21 protein-coding genes are annotated in these 20,032 nt (G+C 63.1%); 5 read left to right on the top strand and 16 right to left on the bottom strand.

Annotated features, from left to right (window positions below; translation table 11 throughout):
* Nucleotides 1-157 precede the first annotated feature (157 nt).
* Nucleotides 158-2,713 carry a phosphoketolase family protein gene (locus IEX24_RS16445; RefSeq protein ID WP_188680193.1) on the top strand — a complete coding sequence of 852 codons (2,556 nt, stop codon included), beginning with the start codon at nucleotides 158-160 and terminating at the stop codon, nucleotides 2,711-2,713.
* A gap of 80 nt (nucleotides 2,714-2,793) precedes the next feature.
* Here the strand turns inward: IEX24_RS16445 and IEX24_RS16440 are convergent, their stop codons facing one another.
* Entirely contained in the window at nucleotides 2,794-4,059 is a 1,266-nt protein-coding gene (locus IEX24_RS16440; RefSeq protein WP_188680191.1) for an MFS transporter, read from the bottom strand.
* A gap of 169 nt (nucleotides 4,060-4,228) precedes the next feature.
* On the opposite strand from IEX24_RS16440, the gene IEX24_RS16435 reads away from it, so the two are divergent.
* Together IEX24_RS16435 and IEX24_RS16430 are read left to right on the top strand one after the other, a co-directional pair.
* Nucleotides 4,229-4,873, top strand: a complete 645-nt coding sequence (locus IEX24_RS16435; protein WP_188680189.1) for a hypothetical protein — start codon at nucleotides 4,229-4,231, stop codon at nucleotides 4,871-4,873.
* Nucleotides 4,866-5,549, top strand: a complete 684-nt coding sequence (locus IEX24_RS16430) for a dienelactone hydrolase family protein (RefSeq protein WP_188680187.1) — start codon at nucleotides 4,866-4,868, stop codon at nucleotides 5,547-5,549. Before IEX24_RS16435 ends, IEX24_RS16430 begins: the two co-directional genes overlap by 8 nt.
* A gap of 12 nt (nucleotides 5,550-5,561) precedes the next feature.
* Here IEX24_RS16430 and IEX24_RS16425 read toward each other — a convergent pair whose 3' ends face one another.
* Nucleotides 5,562-6,080, bottom strand: a complete 519-nt coding sequence (locus IEX24_RS16425) for a DinB family protein (RefSeq protein ID WP_188680185.1) — start codon at nucleotides 6,078-6,080, stop codon at nucleotides 5,562-5,564.
* A gap of 91 nt (nucleotides 6,081-6,171) precedes the next feature.
* Between IEX24_RS16425 and IEX24_RS16420 the strand changes: the two genes are divergently transcribed.
* On the top strand, nucleotides 6,172-6,483 hold the full coding sequence (locus IEX24_RS16420) for a DUF2470 domain-containing protein (RefSeq protein WP_188680183.1): 312 nt from the start codon (nucleotides 6,172-6,174) through the stop codon (nucleotides 6,481-6,483).
* 29 nt (nucleotides 6,484-6,512) lie between these two features.
* The gene (locus IEX24_RS16415; protein WP_188680181.1) at nucleotides 6,513-7,166 is read left to right on the top strand and encodes a biliverdin-producing heme oxygenase; all 654 of its coding nucleotides are present in this window, start codon (nucleotides 6,513-6,515) and stop codon (nucleotides 7,164-7,166) included.
* Here IEX24_RS16415 and IEX24_RS16410 read toward each other — a convergent pair.
* The 14 genes from IEX24_RS16410 to IEX24_RS16345 form a co-directional block, all read right to left on the bottom strand.
* The gene (locus tag IEX24_RS16410) at nucleotides 7,126-8,421 is read right to left on the bottom strand and encodes an ATP-dependent DNA helicase (RefSeq protein ID WP_188680179.1); all 1,296 of its coding nucleotides are present in this window, start codon (nucleotides 8,419-8,421) and stop codon (nucleotides 7,126-7,128) included. The two genes, IEX24_RS16415 and IEX24_RS16410, sit on opposite strands and share 41 nt — an antisense overlap.
* A 7-nt stretch (nucleotides 8,422-8,428) precedes the next feature.
* Nucleotides 8,429-10,387 (bottom strand): bifunctional copper resistance protein CopD/cytochrome c oxidase assembly protein, encoded by a 1,959-nt coding sequence (locus IEX24_RS16405; protein WP_188680177.1) that lies wholly within the window; start codon nucleotides 10,385-10,387, stop codon nucleotides 8,429-8,431.
* Between the two features lie 177 nt (nucleotides 10,388-10,564).
* Complete coding sequence (locus IEX24_RS16400) at nucleotides 10,565-10,852, bottom strand: HU family DNA-binding protein (protein WP_188680175.1); 288 nt, start codon at nucleotides 10,850-10,852, stop codon at nucleotides 10,565-10,567.
* 157 nt (nucleotides 10,853-11,009) lie between these two features.
* The gene (gene rpsN / locus IEX24_RS16395; protein WP_188680174.1) at nucleotides 11,010-11,315 is read right to left on the bottom strand and encodes a 30S ribosomal protein S14; all 306 of its coding nucleotides are present in this window, start codon (nucleotides 11,313-11,315) and stop codon (nucleotides 11,010-11,012) included.
* 4 nt (nucleotides 11,316-11,319) lie between these two features.
* On the bottom strand, nucleotides 11,320-11,487 hold the full coding sequence (gene rpmG, locus IEX24_RS16390) for a 50S ribosomal protein L33 (protein WP_188680165.1): 168 nt from the start codon (nucleotides 11,485-11,487) through the stop codon (nucleotides 11,320-11,322).
* Entirely contained in the window at nucleotides 11,487-11,723 is a 237-nt protein-coding gene (rpmB, locus tag IEX24_RS16385) for a 50S ribosomal protein L28 (RefSeq protein ID WP_188680163.1), read from the bottom strand. Before rpmB ends, rpmG begins: the two co-directional genes overlap by 1 nt.
* A gap of 194 nt (nucleotides 11,724-11,917) precedes the next feature.
* Complete coding sequence (locus IEX24_RS16380; protein ID WP_307821467.1) at nucleotides 11,918-12,319, bottom strand: Fur family transcriptional regulator; 402 nt, start codon at nucleotides 12,317-12,319, stop codon at nucleotides 11,918-11,920.
* Nucleotides 12,320-12,364: 45 nt separating this feature from the next.
* Nucleotides 12,365-13,249, bottom strand: a complete 885-nt coding sequence (locus IEX24_RS16375) for a metal ABC transporter permease (RefSeq protein WP_188680159.1) — start codon at nucleotides 13,247-13,249, stop codon at nucleotides 12,365-12,367.
* Nucleotides 13,246-14,127 (bottom strand): metal ABC transporter ATP-binding protein, encoded by an 882-nt coding sequence (locus IEX24_RS16370; protein ID WP_188680157.1) that lies wholly within the window; start codon nucleotides 14,125-14,127, stop codon nucleotides 13,246-13,248. Before IEX24_RS16370 ends, IEX24_RS16375 begins: the two co-directional genes overlap by 4 nt.
* Before the next feature lie 10 nt (nucleotides 14,128-14,137).
* Nucleotides 14,138-15,133, bottom strand: coding sequence for a metal ABC transporter solute-binding protein, Zn/Mn family (locus IEX24_RS16365; RefSeq protein WP_188680155.1), 996 nt, complete (start codon nucleotides 15,131-15,133; stop codon nucleotides 14,138-14,140).
* An 87-nt stretch (nucleotides 15,134-15,220) separates the two neighbouring features.
* The gene (locus IEX24_RS16360) at nucleotides 15,221-16,678 is read right to left on the bottom strand and encodes a dihydrolipoamide acetyltransferase family protein (RefSeq protein WP_188680150.1); all 1,458 of its coding nucleotides are present in this window, start codon (nucleotides 16,676-16,678) and stop codon (nucleotides 15,221-15,223) included.
* A gap of 51 nt (nucleotides 16,679-16,729) precedes the next feature.
* Nucleotides 16,730-17,716: an alpha-ketoacid dehydrogenase subunit beta gene (locus tag IEX24_RS16355; RefSeq protein WP_188680148.1), complete on the bottom strand. Its 987-nt coding sequence runs from the start codon at nucleotides 17,714-17,716 to the stop codon at nucleotides 16,730-16,732.
* The gene (locus tag IEX24_RS16350) at nucleotides 17,716-18,837 is read right to left on the bottom strand and encodes a thiamine pyrophosphate-dependent dehydrogenase E1 component subunit alpha (protein ID WP_188680146.1); all 1,122 of its coding nucleotides are present in this window, start codon (nucleotides 18,835-18,837) and stop codon (nucleotides 17,716-17,718) included. The genes IEX24_RS16355 and IEX24_RS16350 overlap by 1 nt, the downstream gene beginning before the upstream one ends.
* 34 nt (nucleotides 18,838-18,871) lie before the next feature.
* Nucleotides 18,872-19,978 carry a histidinol-phosphate transaminase gene (locus IEX24_RS16345; RefSeq protein WP_188680144.1) on the bottom strand — a complete coding sequence of 369 codons (1,107 nt, stop codon included), beginning with the start codon at nucleotides 19,976-19,978 and terminating at the stop codon, nucleotides 18,872-18,874.
* Nucleotides 19,979-20,032 lie beyond the last annotated feature (54 nt).

Below are 20,032 nucleotides of genomic sequence, written 5' to 3'. Positions count from 1 at the left end.
CTGCAGGATGCCCGTTCCCCCTCCACTCCTCCACAGAACGAGTTCAGCGAGAGTTCTCCCACCGGTTGCGGTCACCCACTGGTGGCGCACCGCTCGGCGTGCCTAGGCTGGGCCACGAGCCGGTGAGTATTCGCTACCGCTCAGGAGAGGTTCAGTCATGACAGATCAAGCCACGCCCACTGCCGAGACACCGGCCGCTGCCGCGCCCATTATCGCGGGTGAAACATTGGCGGCTGAAGCCCTCGCCGGCGCCTGGAACCCCACCCCGTGGCCGACCCGCGCGCCTGAGCCGCTCGAGGGCGAAGAGCTGCAGCGCGTCAACGCCTGGTGGCGCGCCGCGAACTATCTCTCCATCGGCCAGATCTATCTGCTCGACAACCCGCTTCTGAAAGAGCCGCTCAGTCGCAACGACATCAAGCCCCGACTGCTCGGCCACTGGGGCACGACCCCGGGGTTGAACTTCATCTACGCACACCTCAACCGCATCATCCAGCAGCGCGAGCAGGCCACGCTCTACGTCACCGGCCCGGGCCACGGCGGCCCAGGAATGGTGGCGAACGCCTACCTCGATGGCACCTACTCCGAGGTCTATTCGCCCATCGGCCAGAACGAAGAGGGCATGAAGCGGCTGTTTCGGCAGTTTTCCTTTCCGGGTGGCATTCCGAGCCACGATTCGCCCGAAACCCCCGGCTCCATTCACGAGGGTGGCGAGCTCGGCTACTCGCTGAGCCACGCCTACGGCGCGGCCTTCGACAACCCGAATCTGCTGGTGGCGTGCGTCATCGGCGACGGCGAAGCCGAAACCGGCCCGCTCGCGACGAGCTGGCACTCCAATAAGTTTCTCGACGCCGCACAAGACGGCGTCGTTTTGCCCATCTTGCATCTCAATGGGTACAAGATCGCGAACCCCACCGTTCTGGCACGCATCCCCGAAGACGAACTTCTCGACCTCATGCGCGGCTACGGTCACAACCCGCACATCGTCTCTGGCGGTTTCGACGACGAAGACCCGCTGCTCGTTCACCAGCGCATGGCCGAGACACTCGACGAAGTACTGAACGAGATCGCTGAGATCAAACGCCAGGCCGCAGCAGGCACTCTCGAGGGCACCGCACGCTGGCCCATGATCATTCTGCGCACCCCCAAGGGGTGGACATGCCCGAAAGAGATCGACGGCCTCCCGGTAGAGAACACCTGGCGCGCCCACCAGGTTCCGCTGGCCAACGCCCGTGACACCGAAGCGCACACGCGAATTCTCGAAGACTGGCTGAAGAAGTACAAGCCAGAAGAGCTCTTCGACGAGAACGGTGCACCGATCGAATTCATCACTCAGCTTGCGCCACGCGGCGAACTGCGCATGAGTGCCACTCCGTTCGCGAATGGCGGCCTCCTGCGCCGCGAACTCGATCTGCCCGACTTTCGCGACTACGGCGTCGAGGTCGCGAGCCCCGGGGCCAGCGACGATTCGGCCACGAAAGTGCTCGGCGACTGGCTCGCCGACGTCATAACTCAGAACCCCGACAACTTTCGTATTTTCGGGCCCGACGAGACAGCCTCGAACCGCTTGCAGGGCGTCTACAAGAGCACCGAGAAGCAGTGGAACTCTGCAATCTGGCCCATTGACGAACATCTTGCGAGGGCAGGCCGCGTCATGGAGGTGCTGAGCGAGCACCAGTGCGAAGGCTGGCTCGAGGGCTACCTACTCACCGGCAGGCACGGCATCTTCAACTGCTACGAAGCGTTCATTCACATCATCGACTCCATGGCCAATCAGCATGCCAAGTGGCTCAAGGTGTCGCGAACGATTCCCTGGCGGCGCTCCATCTCGTCGCTGAACTACCTGCTCTCGTCTCACGTCTGGCGTCAAGACCACAACGGTTTCAGCCACCAAGACCCCGGGTTCATCGACCACATGGTGAACAAGAAGGCAGACGTTGTGCGCGTTTACCTGCCAGTGGACGCCAATACCCTGCTCAGCACCTACGACCACTGTCTGCGTTCCGTCGACTACATCAACGTGGTGGTGGCCGGCAAGCAGCCCGCCCCCAACTGGCTCACGATGCAGGAGGCCGTGGCGCATTGCACTCGAGGGCTCGGCATCTGGCCGTGGGCCGGCACCGAGGTGCAAGGCGAAGAACCTGACGTCGTGCTCGCCTGCGCGGGCGATGTGCCGGCGCTCGAAACCCTCGCGGCGGCAGCGCTGCTGCGCGAACACCTGCCGAACCTCAAGGTGCGAGTTGTCAACGTGATCGACTTGATGCGCCTGGAGTCGGCGACCGAGCATCCGCACGGTCTGGCAGACGACGAGTTCGACACCATCTTCACCACTACGAAACCAGTGGTCTTCGCCTACCACGGCTACCCCTCATTGATTCATCGCCTGACCTACCGGCGCACGGGTCACAACAACCTGCACGTACGCGGCTATAAGGAAGAGGGCACCACCACTACGCCGTTCGACATGGTCATGCTGAATGACCTCGACCGCTACCACTTGGTCATGGACGTAATCGACCGCGTTCCGGGTCTTGCCATCGTCGCTGCGGGCCTGCGTCAAGAAATGCAAGACGCACGTATGCGCGCACGGGCATATACCCGAGAGCGCGGCGAAGACATTCCCGTGGTCGCGAACTGGAGCTGGTCACGCAGCAACGGGGTTGGGGTCTCTCAAGAGAGCTCGACGGCAGATGACACGGGTGGCGACAACTCCTAGCGGGCGACAACACGTCTCTGGCGCGACCGCATCACCGCGACGCCCTATCACCGCGACGCCCCGTCACGGCGACTACCGCGTCACGGCGATGACGTGGCCGTGACGGGCGCCGAGGGCTGTGGATGCTCGGCGCGCCGATCGAGAACCGATCTCGTCACCCCGAACACGCCAACCGCAACCGCGGCGCACGCCGATACGATGAAAGCGCTGAAAGCCGTGCCGTCATCGATGGCGATGCCGGTCAACGCCCCACCGAGGGTGACGCCGATCGACAGCCCGATCGACGGCCAGGTCAGCGCCTCAGTGAGACGACTGCCGTCGACCCGTGATGCGATCAGCGAGGTTCCGGAGATGAGAACCGGCGCGGTGACGAGCCCCGCAACGAAGATCATGCTGGCGAGCACCGCTGGGCTCTGAAACAGCAGGAGGCTCGGAACCACCACCGCGTAGGCGATCGTGCTCACCAGTACTCTTCGCGACGCGGCCCACCTCGCACTCAGCGGGCCGAACGCGAAACCGGCGACCACGCTGCCCACCGCAAACACGGCGAGAATGACTCCCGCGAGCCAGGTCTGGCCTGCACCGCGCGCCACACCGACCGCCGCAACGTCGATCGACGCGAACACCACGCCCACCCCAACGTAAACGGGCAAGAGCCCGGCCACGCCGGCGGGCAGCCGAAACCGTCTGCGCCTCGCTGGGCCACCAGCCGAGGCTGGCAACAATGCGACCACCGGGGGAGTGGTCGCCCGCTGGCTCCACAACCACGCACCGCCCACGGTGGCCACCACCACTCCCGTGGCGAACCCTGCCACCGTTCCCACCGAGGCCGCGATCACCGTCACCACCGGCGGCCCCACCACGAACACCAGCTCATCGCTGACCGCCTCGAGCGACAACGACGTGTGGCGCGAGGTGGGCGACGAAAGCATGCTTCGCCAGCGTGCCCGAACGAGCGAGCCCATGTCGATCGACGCGGCACCAAGCGCGAACGCCGCGACGAACCACGTCGGGGTGTGTGCGCCGCCCACAACCACACCGACGAGCGCTGCGGCGGCAAGAACGGTGGCGCCAAGACTGAACGGAACGACGAGTCGCTGACCACGGGCATCCACTGCCCGCGACCACACTGGCCCACCGGCAGCGATGCCGAGCACGATGGCGCCCGAAACGGCGCCCGCGAGCGCGAAACTGCCCGTCTGGCCTGCCACCAGCAGAATCGTCGCGATTCCCGATGTCGAGCGAAGAATGCGGCCGAGCCACCCCGCCACCACGAAGCTGCGAGCGCCGGGTAGCCGCAGAATGTCGGTGTACGAACCCACGAAGCGAATGCGCGCAGTCGTCACGCTTCACACCCTTACTGGCCGGCTCCCGAAGGCAAGAAGGCCTGCCGGCGGCTCGAGATGCGACAGGTCTCAGCTTATGAGATTCTGCGAAGCCCGTCACTCCGCGCCCCTGACCGCGCAACAAAGTAGGGTGGGGGTCAAGTGTTTCTAGTCGTCTGCGAGAGCGCGTATGCAACCGAAGCTGGTTCTGTTCACCGTCGTCGGCGTGAGCTTCTCTGAGCCTCGCGTCGCGTTCGATGTGGTGGTGCCACGCGACGACAGCACCCTCTTCACCGGGTATCTCGGCGTATTGCCCGGTGTGACGGGGGCGAACAATCACGATGAGACGTACGATCGCGTCGGCGACTCGCGCACAGTGCACCTCTCAGACGGCGGAACGTTTCGCGAAGAAATCGTTCGTTACGCCCGGCCCGCGGCTCCGGATGCTCAGCCCTTCGCCACCGCGAACGACCCCGCCAAAGGCAGCGCAACCATCGCCGACCTGATGGCAACCGGCGCAGTGACCCAAACACCGGCCGCGACGGGCCACTTCGACTACGACGTGACCCAGTTCACGGGCATCCTCGGCCGCATCGTCTCTGACGCCACCGCTCGCTGGACCTACGCTCCCGGCACACCGGGGCGCACCCGCATCACGTGGACGTACGGATACCGCCCATTGCCCGGCCGCACTTTTCTCGTTCGCCACATCATCGGGCCGCTCTGGATGCGCTACATGCGCCGGTCGATGGGCAACGCGCTCGCCGCCATCGTCGTCGGGCGGCAGCCTGCGTCGCAGCCGACATCACCGCCGGCGGGCGGTCGGAGTGCCTGAATTCATCGACATTCCGTCGCCGAGCTGGCCCCTCACCTTCGGAACGCCAGGAAATCCGTCGGTCGTCGTCGTGCACGACAGCTTCGGCCGCTTGCCGTACCTCGAGTCGTACGCCCAGGCGCTCGCCAATCGCAATTTCTACGTGGTCGTTCCCGACCTCTTCAACGGCCTGGCCACCATCGAAGCTGAAGGTGCAGACGAATTGCGCGGCGACATCGACATCGGCTTCGCGCTCGCCACCCTTGAAGACGCCGTTGAGCTCGGCCGAGGTCACGGCTTCGACGGTGCACCTGACGCGAGCATCCGCGCGCACAGCACCAAGGTCGGCGTCTTGGGCTTTGAAGTCGGCGGGTGGCTCGCCTTGCGGCTTGCTCAAGCCGGCTCAGTCGACGCGGTCGTCGCCTACGCCGCCGGACTGCACGACGACGAGCCAGGAATCGTGCCGTGCCCGGTGCTCGTGAACTTCTGCGACACCGGCGAATGGGGCGCCGGGTTCGAGGCCGATTCGTTCGTGAGCCGCCTGAAAGAGATGGGCACGCCCGTCAACCGGCACGCATACACAGGCACCACCAGCTTTTTCGCGAACGCGACCCTGCTCGACAGGCTCGACAAGAATGCCGCCGCTCTCGCGTTCGCCCGCTCGACGTACTTTCTGCAAGAGCAGCTAGAGGGCTGAGTGGATGCTCGGCTAGCGGTGCACGTCGAACAGGTGATGCACGGGGTCGTGTATGAAGTAGCGCGCGAGAGTGTCGACCGTGAACACCGACCCATCACTGCGGCGCCCCGTACGCTGCCATTGGTCATCGCGAACGTGCTCGAGCAGCACGGCGAAAGCCTCACCGGCCTCGAGCAGCCCAGCTGACACGATGGCCGGGTCTTGCTCGTTGTAGCGTTCGTCGATGGCCGTGGCATCCTGATCCCAGTTCGCGAATTCTGGGTCGTCTTCGTCGAGCATCAGGGCGAGACGGGTGCGAAAGATTCGAAACACGTCGCGCACGTGAGCCGAGTACTCGAGGGCTGACCACGTTTCGGCGTCTGGTCGTTCGGAGACATTCGGTCGGGCCAGCACCGCCGGCCAGGCCGCCGCATTCTCGCGAGTGAGCCGGGGCACGTCTACGGCGGCGGTCGACGACGAGTCGAAACCGCATTCTGGGCACTCGCGTTCGAGCACCCACGTCCAGTTCTTGGTGTCAGCAACGATAGGCATGCCCACAGCCTAAGCAGAGCACGGCTGGGCGTCGCCACGAAATTTCGCCAGCGAGGCGCAGATTGCTGCCAGCGCGGCTACCGTAGGGGCCATGAGCAGTTTTTCGCCCGACGTCGTCGGCGCAATTCTCAATCACATGAACAACGATCACCCCGAAGACAACCTCGTCATCGTTCGGGCGTTCGGCGCTGCAGACGCAGAACGCGCCGAGATGATCGACCTCGACACCGTTGGCGGCTCCTGGAGCGCGTGGCTCGTGCCCGACGACGAGACGCGTCAGGTCGTCATTCCGTGGCCCGCTGGAACCATCGAGACACGTGCCGAAATTCGCCAGCAGATCGTCGCGCTCTACGAATCGGCGGCAGCGGCCCTCGGGCTTCCGCCTCGCCATGGCGTCGAGTAAGGTTAGGGTCCACTTACCTAGGAGTCGCCGTGTCGAACGTCATCCCCTTCTCGCAGGCTCTTCGCGAGCGCACCTGGTCTGGTCACGGCGAAAGCGAAGGGGCTGGTTTCATGACCGACCTCATGAACGGCAAGGGCAGCAGAGACGACTACATCTCGCTCGTGGCCCAGCATTACTTCATCTACGAGGCCATCGAGTCGGCGGCCGAACGCATGAAGAACGACCAGACTGCGGCGCCGTTCATCTCCTCGAAGCTCACCCGGCTGCCGGCCATTCGTGAAGACCTGAGGTTTCTCCTAGGCGACGAGTGGCTCGAGCAGATCGAGCCGCTGCCCACCACTGCACGTTACGTCAAGAGAATCAGTGAGGTCGGTGCGACCTGGAGCGGTGGTTTCATCGCGCACCACTACACGCGATACCTGGGTGACCTTTCGGGTGGGCAGGTCATCCGCACCCTGATGCAACGCCAGTTCGGGTTCGAAACGAACGGTGTGGGCTTCTACCTCTTCGCCGACATCGCCAAACCGCGCGAGTTCAAAGAGACCTATCGAGCCCAACTCGACGCGGTCGACTGGAGTGCCGACGAGCGAGAGCGAGTCATCGACGAGGTCATCGTGGCCTACCGGTTCAACACCGAGCTGTTCATCGACCTGGCTGAGGCGAAGGCGGCTGCCGCCGCATGAATCGCTGCACGTCAGTGTCGACGATGATGTCGTTCGGCCTGAGCGGCCGAGTCAGGTAAAGCCCCTCGAGCGAGGTGAGTCGGCTGAGCGCCACGTACGTCTGGCCCGAACTGAAGACCCGCGAACCCAAGTCGACGACAGCCTTGTCATAGGTCTTGCCCTGCGATTTATGAATCGTCACGGCCCAGGCCAGGCGAAGGGGAAACTGGGTGAACTCGCCCACGACGTCTTTGGTGAGCAGTTTGCTCGTCTGCGAATAGGAGTACTTGTACTTCTCCCAGCTCACCGGCTCTACTTCGTGAACCTCACCGTCGACCTCGACCCAGACTGACCCCGAGATCTTGGTCACCGTTCCCACGGTGCCATTCACCCAACGCTGATCTGAGTCGTTGCGCAAGAACATGACTCGCGCACCGGCCTTCAATTCGAGGCTCTCTTCGGCCGGATAGGCACGGCTACCGAAATCGCCAGAAATCTCGGCCTTGGCCGTCTTCACAGCACCCTTCAGCCGCTTCAGCGCTTCGGCGTTGATGCGATTCACCGAGTCGTTGCGGGTGGCGAGGGTGATGGTGCCGTCGGTGGGCGGCGTTCTCGCCCCGGCGCCGTTCAGAGCATCCGCTATCTCTTTGGTCACCATGCCGTGACGAACGGCATTGAGCATGAACTTGAACTCGTCATCGTGCTGCCGGTGAATCTCGGTGAGCTCCACGATGTTCAGAACGGCCTCGCGCCACACCTTTGCGTCGAAGAACCACATCGACGAGTAATGGTCGGTGAAATACGCGCGTTCGTCTGAACCGCCCGGCACCGGGGCGAGCTGATACGGATCGCCGAACAGAACGATCTGCACGCCGCCGAAAGCCTCGAGTGGGCGCTGCCTCGCCTGCCTGAGGCTCCGATCGATGGCATCCATCAGGTCTGCGTTCACCATCGACACCTCGTCGATGACCAGAGTGTCGATGGTGTTGAGAACCTTGCGTACGTCGCCGCCCTGTTCGATGTCGTGGTCTGCGATCACGCCGATGGGCAGTCGAAAGAGCGAATGGATGGTCTGGCCACCCACATTGAGCGCAGCGACCCCGGTCGGGGCTGAGATCACCACCTGCTTCTCGGTGTTCCAAGCAAGGTGATTCAGTAGCGTCGACTTGCCGGTTCCCGCCCGCCCCGTCACGAACACGTGATTCTTCGTGCCCTCGATGAGCTCGAACACACGCTGCTGCTCGGGCGAGAGCGCGGGGCCGCTTACGGTCACCACGCGTGACTCATCGCGTCTTGTCGAGTCGTTGCAGCATCGCGTTGTATTCGTTCAGCTCGGCGTCGTTCGTTCGGTCTGCGTTGCGATCGAGACGCTTCGATTCTTTGGCGTCGCTTCTACCCCATTGAATGGCCACCACGATAGCCAGAATAACGGTTGGAATCTCCCCGATGCTCCACGCAATGCCGCCACCGGCTTGTTGGTCGGCGATGGCGCTCGCCCCCCAGGCCCGGCCCATCGAGCCATACCAGTCGGCGAGAAGCAGCCCAGACCCGGTCATCAGCGTGAGGCCGAAGAAGGCATGAAAAGCCATGGTGGCCAGCAGCAGAAGCAGCTTGAACGGGTATGGCAGTTTGTGCGGCACCGGGTCGATTCCGATGAGGGCCTGCGCGAACAGATAGCCCACGATCAAGAAGTGAAAGATCATCCACTCGTGACCGATGTGATCTGTTGTCGACCAGCGGAACAGCGGAGTGTAGTAGAAGGTCAGCAGGCTGGTGGCGAAGAGCACTGCCGCCACGATCGGGTTCGCGAGAAACGTGCCGACCCTCGAGTGAACGGTGAGCAGCAACCATTCGCGAGCACCGCGTGTGCCGTCGGTGCGTTTCTTGATGGCCCGCATCGCCAGCGTCACCGGCCCCGCTGACACCAGCAAGATCGGAATCATCATGGCCAGAATCATGTGGCCCATCATGTGAACGCTGAAGAGGTACTTTTCGTAGACGTTCATGAAGCCGTTGGTCACGAAGACGAGCAACAGCATTCCGAGAACCCAGAGCACCGTGCGGTACATCGGCCACGAGTCACCGCGGCTGCGCAAGCGCACTACCCCCGCGATGTAGAAGAAGATTCCGAACCCGCAGATGAGAAGCCAGAGCAGGTCGAAGTTCCATTGCGTGAAGAAGTTGCCGTAGGTCAGCTCGGGGGGCACCGGTGAGCCGGTCAGAATTTCAGCCGGGGTCGGGCTGCTCGGCAGAACTTCGGGAATCGGTGTGGCGGTGCGAGCGAGGGCCACGGCTACCCCCGAGGCGACGCCCATGAAGACCAACTCCGCCACCACGATGCGCCAGAACATGGCGCGCCCTTGGCCGTCGTTCAACCGGCGAATGAGCAATCGCCGATACATTGCTCCGATCAACCCGAGCACGATGAGGGCGGCGACCTTCACCAGTACGAGAATGCCGTACGGCGTCAGCAGACGGTCGAGAGACCCGATGCGCAGCTCGGCGCTGACGTAGCCAGACGCGGCAACGACGATGAAACAGATGAGCGCCACGGTGGAGTATCGAGACACGGCGTCGACAAGTCGGGCGTTGTCGAGCTGCTTCACCAGCAGAACGAGCGTGAGCAAACCCCCGAGCCAGACGGCGGAGAAGAGCAAGTGCAAGAAAAGCGCGGTGATGGCGGCGTCATGGCCGTCTGTGCCGGCCGCGTGACCCTGTTGAGCCATGGGCACGAGGGCCAGCGTTGCCAGAACCGCGACGAAGACCAGCGCTGTGAGGTTTCTCACCGCGAAGCAGAGAACGGTGACAGCGGCGGCAACGAGAGTGGTCTCGAGCCAGGCCTGTCCGAGTGGAACGGAACTCAGAAACTGCCCGAGAATCTGACCGAACTTCGAATCGAGACTGGCTGACGACGCCGTGACATTCAAAAAGCTCAAGAACCCTGTGATGGCCGCCGAAACGGTGAGCAGTGCAGCACCGGCAGCGGCCACGTCGAGGGCACGGTTGAACTCCGGTTTGTCGCGACGCAGCACGAACAATGCCAACAGCAGGGCGCCGAGGGTCAGTGATGCGCTGAGGTTGACGAACAGCGTGGCAATCGGGAGCCCGAATCGAACGAGCGGCCCCGGGTCTTCAAGCAGAAGAGCAGTTGCGCCGCCGCCGTACTCCAGCCCGAGAATCAGCGCGATGAAGGCGACAGCGACGAGCGCTGCCGGCCCTGCAATGCGAATCACTTTTGGCACCCGTCAACCCTACGTCAGCGTGCCTGTGAAGGCCGTCGCAGCAGCCGGGCTGTGCAGAACTCGCTGTCCACAGCCACGGCCGAGAAGAGGCCGCCTGAAATCAAGGGCCACGCGGCTCGTTAACGAAACAAGGGGCTCCGACCGAAGTCAGAACCCCTTGGAGGTTTCGTCTGCGAACTACTTGACCGCAGCCTTGAGCTTGCTGCCGGCGCTGATCTTCACCGAGTTGCCAGCGGCGATCTGAATGGCTTCGCCGGTCTGCGGGTTGCGGCCGGTGCGAGCGGCACGCGAAGTGCGCTCAACAGCGATCCACCCGGGAATGGTGACCTTCACGCCGTTCGACACCGAATCGGCGAGAGTTGCGAACAATGAGTCGAGCACCTCGTTGACGGCGGTCTGCGTCTGGCCTGATGCGGCGGCGACGGCAGCGACGAGCTCGGTCTTGTTGAGTGACTTATCAGCCATTTAGTGTCCTCCTCGGACCATCCTGCTGCCAGAGCAGCGATTTTTGTAGTTCTCAGTGAAGCAGTAAAGCACGGCAGCGGCCTCAGCGGGCCACATTTCGCTTGATTTCACGCGGATTGCCACGAGGGCCTGGTGAAGTCAAGCGACCGAGGGTAACCTACCAGCTTGACTTCGTAATGCCCGGCAACTCGCCACGGTGAGCCATTTCGCGAAAGCGAACACGCGAGATGCCGAAGTTCGATAGGTGGCCGCGGGGGCGACCATCCACTGCGTCGCGGTTGCGAACGCGCACCGGTGAAGCGTCGCGAGGAAGCTTCTGCAGACCGATGCGGGCCGCTTCACGCGACTCGTCGGTGCCGTTGATGTCAACGAGCGCCTTCTTCAGTTCGAGGCGCTTGGTTGCCCAGCGGGCCACAATGACCTTACGCTGCTCATTCTTTGCGATTTTGCTTGTCTTGGCCATGTGATTACCGCTCCTCTCTAAAGTCGACGTGCTGGCGAATAACCGGGTCGTACTTCTTCAGCACGAGGCGGTCGGGGTCGTTACGACGGTTCTTGCGGGTCACATAGGTGTACCCGGTGCCGGCCGTCGAGCGCAGCTTGATGATCGGGCGTACGTCTTGTGCTTTTGCCATTAGAGCTTCACCCCGCGAGCCTGAATCTCTTTGACGACGGCTTCGATGCCACGAGCATCGATGACCTTGATGCCCTTAGCCGAAAGCGTCAGGTTGACGTTGCGCCGAAGCGACGGAACGTAATAAGTCTTCTTCTGTACATTCGGGTCGAACCGACGCTTCGTGCGACGGTGCGAGTGCGAAATGTTGTGCCCGAAGCCGGGAACGGCTCCAGTCACTTGGCACACTGCGGCCATGATCTTCCTCCGATTACCGTAGAGCGGATGCCCTACCCAAGGTCTCTTGTCGGCACGCACAACTCTCCGAACGAATTGCCGACTCTTGTGAAAGAACCAGCCGAGAGAGAGTTTGCGCACATGCGAGTGGAGATACCACTCAACCAGCGTCCAAGCCTACGCGAGCGCCCGGAGATCTGCAAGTTGGTGCGGTTTCAGGCCGATTCTTTCACAGCCGGAACACACGACGAGCAATACCCGAACACGTCGACAACATGCTCCGCCTGACTGAAACCGTGCAGGCTGGCGACCTTCTTCGCCCACACCTCGACGTCGTCGGCTTCGACCTCGACGGCAAGTCCGCAGCTGCGGCAGATGAGGTGATGATGGTGGCCGCTCGAGCAGGCGCGGTACAGGCTCTCGCCCTCGGGTGACTGCAGTGAGTCGGCTTCACCCTCGCTCGCCAAATCGCTGAGGGCGCGATAGACGGTCGCCAACCCGATGTGCGAACCAGTCGTACGCAAGCTCGAATGGAGGTTCTGCGCACTGACGAACCCCAGCTGCGTGTCGAGGGCCGCACGAACGGCGTCTCGTTGCCAGGTGTTTCTTTTCATCACGACCTCCTCTTCACCGTTGTGACCGTGTCTTCGTTATCCACAACTTTAGCTCCGGGCGCCCGCGAGTTCGCCGACCCGGCCAGTATTGCCCCGTCGCTGTCGAACGCCACCGACCACACGACACACCACGTAGATCAAGAAGGAGATCGTTGTGACATACGGGCTGATCGGTATCGCCCCGCCGAGGGCGAGCATGATGCCACCCACGAGAGACACCACCGCGAAGACGGTGCTCAACAGCGGCACCAGAACGGGCGACGACGAGAGCCGCAAAGCCGCCGCGGCCGGTGTCACCAGAATGGAGAGCACCAAGAGCGAACCGACGATCTGTACCGACACAGCCACCGCCAGCCCCAGCAAGAGCATGAAGTACAGCGAGAGAAAGCGCGTCGGCACTCCACGGGCAGCCGCCACATCGGCGTCGACACTCGAGAACATCAAGGGCCTCCACGCGACCGCCAGGCCGAGCACAACAACGATCGAGATGGCGATGAGCGAGTTCAGCTTCGGGTCGTCGACGGCAACGATCTGCCCCGTCAATAACCCGAACTTGTTCGCCGAGCGACCCGGGTACAACGAGAGACACAAGATACCGAGGCCGAGCCCGAACGGCATGAGCACGGCGATGATCGAGTTGCGGTCTCGAGCGCGAGTTCCCAAGATTCCGATCAGTGCGGCGGCCACCAACGACCCGATGATCGAACCCTCGACCACCCCCACGCCGAAGAGCAGGCCGGCCGAGGCGCCGGCGAACGACAGCTCGCTGATTCCGTGCACGGCGAACGCCATGTCGCGCGACATCACGAAGACGCCGATCAGGCCTCCGACGACGCCGAGTACCGCGCCGGCGATGATCGAGTTTTGCAGCAACACCAGCAGTTCGCCGTAGTTGTCGAAGTTGAAGATCTGCGACCACAGGTCACCGCTCATGTGCCAAGCCCCTGGCTCCCAGCAGAACCGGTGACCCCGTCATGGTCTTCGTCGTGGTGGGCCGCGACGCCGTCAGGATGCCCGTGGGCTCCGTCTGGCGTTCCGACCACGATCACGCGGCCCTGTGACCGAATCACGTCTACGGGTGAACCGTACAGTTCGCTCAGCACGTCAGAGCGAAGAACCTCGTCGGGGGTGCCGATGCGAAAGCGGCCACCCGCCAGGTACAGCACTCGGTCGACCATGGCCAGCACCGGATTGATGTCGTGCGTGACGAACAACACTCCTAAATCACGCTCACGCCGCTGCTGGTCGATCAACTCGCTCACCGCACGCTGGTAGTTCAAATCAAGAGAAAGAAGAGGCTCATCACACAACAACAAGGCGGGGTCACCGGCGAGCGCCTGACCGACGCGCAGCCGCTGCTGTTCGCCGCCAGACAGATGCGAGATCGAAACGTCGGCGTAGGCGGTCGCTCCTACCGAGTCGAGAAGGGTGTCGACCCGTTTTCTTCGCCGTGTCGAGGGCCACGGTATGCCGAACCGATGACCCACCAAGCCGAGCCCCACGAGATCCCGTGCCCGCAGCGGCGTGCCATCGTCGGCGAGCTTCTGCTGGGGAATGTAGCCGATCCGGCGATTGCCGCGCAACACCGGCGACCCGAGAAACTCAATGGTTCCGCTCGTCAATTGCTGCTGACCGAGTATCACCTTCAGCAGGCTCGTCTTGCCCGACCCGTTGGCACCGATGACGGCGATGAATTCGCCAGCCTGCACGGTGAGATCGAGGCCACTCCAGAGCGTTCGATTGCCAAAGCTCAGCGAGGCGCCGGCCAGCCGCAGAACCGGTTGGCCGGCCAGCAGGTTGTCAGTGGTCATCACATCACGCTCACTGTGAGAGGGCAGCGCCGAGCGCCGCGAGATTGTCGGTCATCCAGCCCAGGTAGCTCTGGCCGGCCGGCAGCGACTCGGTCACGGCGACGACGGGCACCGACGCAGCGTGGGCCGCCCCGAGCACCGCGTCGGTCTGTGCACCGGTGGTTTGAGAGTTGTAGACGAGCGCAGCAACGCGGTGATCGGCGAACGGGGCAATCGTCTGCGAGAGAACGTCGGGCGCCACGTCTGTTCCGTTTTCAACGGCTTCGCTGAACTTCGCCGGAGTCTTGTCGACGAGACCGACCGCGTCGAGCAGATAGAGGGCAACGGGTTCGGTGATTGCGACTCCGGTGCCGGCGTAGAGAGACTGGAGTTGCTTCTCGCGAGCGGTCAATGCGTCGAGTTTCTGACTGAAGTCGAGGGCGTTCGCTTGGTAGAACGCGGCGCCCCTCGGGTCTTCGGTGGTGAGTGCACCGGCCAGCTCGTCGGCGACTTTCGAGACGGTTGCGAAGTCGTACCAGAGGTGCTCGTTGAAGCTGCCATCGGCGGGGTGCTGGTCGTAGCCCGAAATGGTTGCAGCGTTCACCACAATCGCACCGGGCTTCTTGGCGGTCGACAGCATCGAGTCGATGAAATCGTCGTAACCGCCACCGTTCTCGATGACGATCGACGCTTTCGAGAGAGCGAGGGCGTTCTGACCCGTGGCTTGATACTCGTGAGGGTCTTTGTCCGGGTTGTCGATAATCGAGGTCACCGAAACTCGATCGCCGCCGATGCTCTCAGCGATGTCGCCATACACACTCGTCGAAGCGACGATGCGAAGAGACCCTCCCGCGACCCCGGGTTGGCCACTGGAGCCCTGAGAACTGCTCGAGCCGACCTGTGCTCCGTCAGCCGTGGCCGTGTCGGCCGCGCAACCGCTGGCGGCCGCGACGAGAAACCCGGCTAAGGCGACCCCGAGCAGAGACCTGCGCGCATGCACGGTGAAGGGTCGAAGGCGTCGGGGCATCCACTGATGTTAGGGCTTATTGATAATGATTGTCAAAAGCGATAGCGCTCACCGCTCACCGCTACCCGCTACCCGCGGCAACACTACTCAATCGAGCAACAGCGCCGGTTCTTCGACGATGGCCGCGACATCTGCCAGAAACCGGCTCGCCACGTCGCCGTCGACCACACGATGGTCAAAGCTCGCGCCGAGGGTCGTCACGAACCGAGGCCGAACCTCGCCGTCGACCACCCAGGGGCGCTGTTTGATCGTTCCGAGCGCGATGATGGCGACTTCACCGGGGTTGAGAATGGGAGTGCCGGTGTCCATGCCGAACACACCGATGTTCGTAATAGTAATGGTGCCGTCGGCCATGTCGGCCGGGCTGGTGCGACCCTCGCGAGCCGTGAGGGTGAGTGATTCGAGCGCAGAAGCCAACTCGAGCAGGGTCATCGCCTGCGCTTCTTTGACGTTCGGCACCAGAAGGCCGCGGGGAGTGGCGGCAGCGACTCCGAGATTCACGTAGTTGCGCACGATGATCTCTTTGTCTGTCCACGCCGAGTTCACCATCGGGTTACGGCGCACCGCCCAGATGATGGCCTTGGCAATGATGAGCAGGGGCGAAACCTTGACGCCCGCGAAATCGGCCGAGTTCTTCAGGCGCTTCACGAATTCCATGGTGCGGGTCGCGTCGACGTCAACGAAGAGGCTCACGTGCGGAGCGGTGAAAGCGCTGGTCACCATCGATTTGGCGATGTGCTTACGCACGCCCTTCACCGGAATGCGCTCTTCGCGCTCATCCGCCCACTGCGGAGTCTCGATGTTGTGAAAGACCTTCGCCTGCGAGGCGTGCCGAATGACGTCGTCGCGAGTGATGTCGCCGATCGGACCGGTAGGTGTGACCTCGGCGAGGCTGACGTCGAGGTCTTTGGCGAGCTTGCGAATGGGCGGCTTGGCAATAACCGGCAGGCCTGTAATAGCGGGGGAGGAGGAGCCGACGGGGAACGATGGATGCTCGCCCGAACCACCCGCGCCAGTGGTCGCGGAAGCTCCCGAGCCAGTGGTCGCTGAAGCTCCCGCGCCAGAACCCGCTCGCTGCGGGGCTGCCACACCACGGGCATCCGCGCCGTCTGAGGCGAGACCACCGGGCGGAACCAACCTCGTGCGACGCCGGCTCGACACGTGGCCCTTGCTGCCGTACCCCACGAGCACAGCCCCAGGGCCTTGCTCCGCTTCACGTGAAACAGTTGCGGCCGCGTCTTCGATGACCCGAGCCACTTCGGCCAGCACAGGCGCGACAGCGGGAACGATGGGCGTCTCAGGCTCGTCGCCGAACACCCGGATGATCGGCGTTCCCACCTCGACGGTGGTGCCCTCGCCCACCAGAATCTCGCGCACCACGCCCTCGTAGGGCGACGGCAACTCCACGAGCGACTTGGCGGTCTCGATCTCGACGATCACCTGGTTGATGGTGATGGTGTCGCCCGCGGCGACACGCCACGACACGATCTCTGCCTCGGTCAGACCCTCGCCGACGTCGGGCAGTAAGAACAGTGATTCACTCATATCAGCTCTGCGCTCCATTCACGTCAGCACACCCATCACCATGCGTACACATCAGTACGCCAGCGAACGATCGATCGCCTCGAGCACCCGGTCGGCGTCTGGCAGATAGAACGATTCGATCTTCGACGAGGGGTACGGAGTGTCGAATCCTGAGACGCGCAGCACAGGTGATTGCAGCGAGAAGAAGGCTCGTTCTGCGACCGTAGCGGCAATCTCTGACCCCACGCTGACAAAGCCGGGGGCTTCTTGACAGACGATGAGGCGCCCGGTCTTCTCGACCGACGAGATGATAGGCCCGAAATCGATGGGACTCAGCGAGCGCAGGTCGAGAACTTCGACACTGACTCCCTCGTCGGCGGCGACCTGCGCTGCCTGAAGCAGGGTCGACACCATGGCGCCGTGCGCAATGAGCGTCACATCGGTGCCGGTTCGCACAACGCGCGTGGAGTGCAGTGGAACCGCACTCGCCGAGAAGTCGACCGGGCCCTTGGGCCAATACCGGCTTTTCGGTTCGAAAAACATCACCGGGTCGTCGGAGGCGATCGCCTCTTGAATCATCCAGTAAGCATCGTTCGGAGTGCTCGGGCTCACCACCCGCAGGCCCGCGGTGTGGACGAAATACGCCTCCGGGCTCTCTTGGTGATGTTCGACTGCACCGATGTGACCGCCGTACGGCACTCGAATGACAACGGGCATCGGTACCGTGCCTGACGTTCGGTTCGTCATCTTGGCGAGCTGGCTCGTGATCTGATCGAACCCGGGGTAGATGAACCCGTCGAACTGAATCTCGCAGACCGGCCGGTAGCCGCGCATCGCGAGCCCCACGGCTGTGCCGATGATGCCCGACTCTGCAAGAGGAGTGTCGAGCACGCGCTTCTTGCCGAACTCGGCCTGCAGCCCTTCGGTGATGCGAAAGACACCACCCAGGGTGCCGATGTCTTCGCCCATGAGAATGACACGTTCATCCGTCGCCATCGCGGCCCGAAGCCCTGCGGTGAGAGCCTTCGCCAGAGGCAGTTCCTCAACTGAAGCGGGCATCAGGCACCTTCTCGCAATGACAGTTCGTACGCGTCGAGCCAGGCATGCTGTTCGGCCACCAGCGCGTGCGGCTCAGAGTAGACGTTCTCGAACATCGACGAGAGCGGCGGGGCGGTGAGTGCGAGCGTGCGGTGCCTCAGGTCTGCCGCGAAGTCGTCGGCCTCTTCGATGGTCGCCGCGAAGAATGCTTCATCGGCACCCTGGGTGCGCAGATACGCCTCGAACCGCTTGATGGGGTCGCGTGCTACCCAGTAGGCGAGCTGCTCAGCCGTCTGATAGCGGGTGGGATCGTCAGAAGTCGTGTGCGCCCCGATGCGATAGGTGAGCGCCTCGATCATGGCCGGCCCCTGACCTGCGCGGGCTTCATCGAGGTGCTTACGGGTCGCCGCGTAGCTGGCGAGCACATCGTTGCCGTCGATCTGCACGCTCGGGATGCCGAACCCTCGTGCGCGTAAATACAGCGGTATGCGTGACTGAGTAGAGACCGGCACCGAAATCGCCCACTGGTTGTTCTGCAAGAAGAACACCTGCGGCGTCTGGTTCGAGGCAGCGAAGACGAATGACTCGCTGACGTCGCCCTGACTGGTCGATCCGTCGCCGAAGTACACCATGACGGCCGTGTCGACCTCAGGGTCACCCGTACCGACGAGCCCGTCGAACGCGACACCCATGGCGTAGCCCGTGGCATGCAGCGTCTGCGAACCGATCACCAGTGTGTAGTTGCGAAAGTTGCCGTTCTTCGGGTCTGTCGCATCCCACCCGCCCAGGCTGGCACCGCGCATCACCTTGACGATGCCGAGAATGTCGATGCCGCGCACCAACCCCACCGCATGCTCGCGGTAGGTGGGAAAAAGCACGTCTTGGGGCCTGGATGCCCGGGCAGAACCCACCTGCGCAGCCTCTTGCCCGTGGCTCGGTGGCCACAGCCCCATCTGCCCCTGTCGTTGCAGGTTCGTGCACTCTTCGTCGAAACGGCGGCTGATGGCCATATCGCGGTAGAACTGCCGGTGGTCGTCGTCGCTGAGGTCACTGAGGTAGGGCAGATACTCTTCTGCCGCCTCGCTCGGCGCGAATTCTCCGTCAATGGAGAGAAACTGAACCGTCGGCGAATTCTCTGCCACTGGCTACCTCATACTTCTGTGTTTGGGCCAGCTTCTAACGTATCGGCTCGGCAGTGTGCGTCTTTGAGAGGTTATGAACAATCTCTTCTGTAGAAGCCAGGAGTTTATCCACTGATTCTGACTCTCCGATCGACACTCTGATACCGTCGGGGTGAAAAGGCCTCGCCATGATGCCGTTCTTCGCCAGAATGGCGGCGGCCTCATTCGTGTAGTCGCCGGTGGTAAGCCACACGAAGTTGCCTTGCGGCTCGGGCACCGACCACCCTTGTGCCGTGAGGCCCTGCCAGATGTGGGTGCGCAGCCGAGCAATGTGCCCCACGCGCTCGAGCAGCTCGTCTTCGACGTCGAGCGACGCGAGGGCAGCGAGTTGCGCGTGCGCCGTGACCGAGAGGGGAATGCTCGCACTGCGCGCGGCATCGATCACATTCACGGGCCCGACTCCGTAGCCCACGCGCAGCCCGGCGAGCCCGTACGCCTTCGAGAAGGTGCGCAGCACCACGAGGTTGGGGTACTCGCTGAGTACATCAGTGCCTTTTACTGCCTCAGGGTCGGTGACGAACTCGGTATACGCCTCGTCGAGCACAACCAGCAGGTCGTTCGGAACCAGCGCCATGAAATCGGCGAATTCCTGCTTCGTGACGATGGTGCTCGTGGGGTTGTTCGGCGTGCAGACGATGATCAGCCGTGTGCGGTCGGTGATGGCCGCGGCCATGGCCGGCAGATCGTGGCCGTGGTCGGCCCGGTTGGGCACCTGGATGCTCACAGCCCCGCTCATGGGCGGCAGCAACGGATAGGCCTCGAACGACCGCCACGAATAGATCACTTCTTCGCCGGCGCCTGCAGCGGCAATGACGAGCTGAGCGAGCAAGGCCACAGAGCCCGCGCCGATGATGACCTGCTCCAGTTCGACCCCCCAGCGCGCTGCCAGCCGTGCCGAGAGTTCGGGCGCGAACCCGTTCGGGTAGCGATGCAACGTTTCGGCGGCCTGATTCGCCGCGGCGAGAACACCGGGCAGCGGCGGAAACGGATTCTCGTTCGACGACAGTTTGAAGCCGCCCTCGACGGCCTTGCCCTGGCGATACGGCGGCAACGCGACGATCTCGGGGCGCAGTTTGACCGGGGGAGTGCCAGAAACGCTCATCAGAGCATCCTAATTCACCCTGCTCGGCCGTCACTGGGTTTTGGGCGGGTTCTT

It is taken from the genome of Subtercola lobariae (assembly GCF_014640255.1).
GTDB lineage: Bacteria > Actinomycetota > Actinomycetes > Actinomycetales > Microbacteriaceae > Subtercola > Subtercola lobariae.
The sequence above is the reverse complement of the archived record's forward strand: the minus strand, read 5'-3'. Positions and strand labels throughout refer to the sequence as shown.